The sequence below is a fragment of the Streptomyces viridochromogenes genome (assembly GCF_001270495.1).
In the GTDB taxonomy this organism is placed as follows: Bacteria; Actinomycetota; Actinomycetes; order Streptomycetales; family Streptomycetaceae; genus Streptomyces; species Streptomyces viridochromogenes_A.
Genome location: NZ_LGUR01000070.1, coordinates 1 through 1,481 on the forward strand (window position 1 = coordinate 1; position 1,481 = coordinate 1,481).

1 protein-coding gene is annotated in these 1,481 nt (G+C 72.1%); it reads left to right on the forward strand.

Annotated elements, in window-relative coordinates; genetic code table 11:
• The coding region (locus ADK36_RS08805; RefSeq protein ID WP_199830138.1) for a polyketide synthase dehydratase domain-containing protein at positions 1-1,481 on the forward strand (1,481 nt) is incomplete at both ends.

The following is a 1,481-nucleotide window of genomic DNA, read 5'->3' on the forward strand; positions in this document are numbered from 1 at the left end:
CCCCCCACCTCCCCACCTACGCCTTCCAACACCACCGCTACTGGCTGAACTCAGGGCTCGGCACGGGTGATCCGGCGGATCTGGGGCTGGGCTCGGTGGAGCATCCGATGCTGGGTGCCCTGGCGGAGGACCCGGCCACCGGCGGGCTGCTCTTCACCTCCCGCTGGTCTCTGTGGTCGCAGCCATGGTTGGCCGACCACGCCGCCGGGGGGACCACGCTCGTGCCGGGCGCCGCTCTCGTCGACCTCCTCATCCGCGCCGGCGACCAGGCCAACACCAGTCACCTCACCGAACTCGTCATCGAGGCACCGCTGCTCGTTCCCGAGGAAGGCGGCTTGCACGTTCGGGTGAGTGTGAGCGGGCCCGACGAGTCCGGGGTGCGCACGGCGCACGTCCACTCCCGTGTCGAGGACGCGGAGCCGGGCGCCGCGTTCACGCGTCATGCCTCCGCACGTCTGGCTCCCGAGGCGCCCGCCCCGGACTTCGACCTGGCCCAGTGGCCGCCGGCCGGAGCGGCCCGGATCGACGGCGCCGCCGAGCGGGCGTACGGCGAACTCGACGCCACCGGTTACGGCTACGGCCCCGCCTTCCGCGGCCTGCGTGCCGTATGGACCCAGGGTTCAGACGTGTACGCCGAGGTCACGCTCCCCGAGGAGGCGGGCAAGCCCGAGGGGTACGGCCTCCACCCCGCCCTCCTCGATGCCTGCCTGCACGCCGGTGTCTTCGGCGAGCGGGAGAACGGGGCATCGGGGCAGCGGCTCATGCTGCCCTTCGTATGGAATGGCGTGTCGCTGCACGCGACCGGTGCCACGACCCTGCGTGTGCAGCTTTCGCCGCAGGGCTCCGACTCGATGCGGGTGCGCATCGCGGACGCCACCGGCGCCGCGGTCGCGTCGGTCGATTCTCTCGTCACCCGGCCGTTCAACACCGCTGAGGTGCCGCGGACAACCCGCGACTCCGGCCGGGACCATCTCTACCGCGTCTTCTGGGAGACGGCTGCGGTCACTTGGCAGGAGGCCGGGCCGGATCCGGTCGTGGTGGTGAGCGGGGCGGATGTGAGGGCGGTGGCCGAGGCCGGTGAGGTCCCTGACGTCCTCGTCCTGGGCGTCTCGGCGGACGGTGCCTTCGATGCCCCCGATGCCTCCCGTGCCTCTGATGTCTCCGACGCGGCGGCCGTGCACACGTTGACCAGCCGCGTGCTGGAGGTCGTCCAGGCGTATCTGGCCGAGCCCCGTCTCCAGGACACGAGCCTGCTCGCCGTCACCCACGGCGCCTTCGCTGTCGAAGGCCCGCATTCGCTGACGGACCTGCCCGCCGCCGCGGCCGCCGGTCTGCTGCGTTCGGCTCAGGCGGAGAACCCCGGCCGGATCACCCTCCTCGACACCGACGACACCATCCCCCTCAACCGCATCGCCGCCACCCTGAACCCCCTCGACGAACCCCAACTCGCCATCCGCCAAGGCACCAGCCACGTCCCCCGC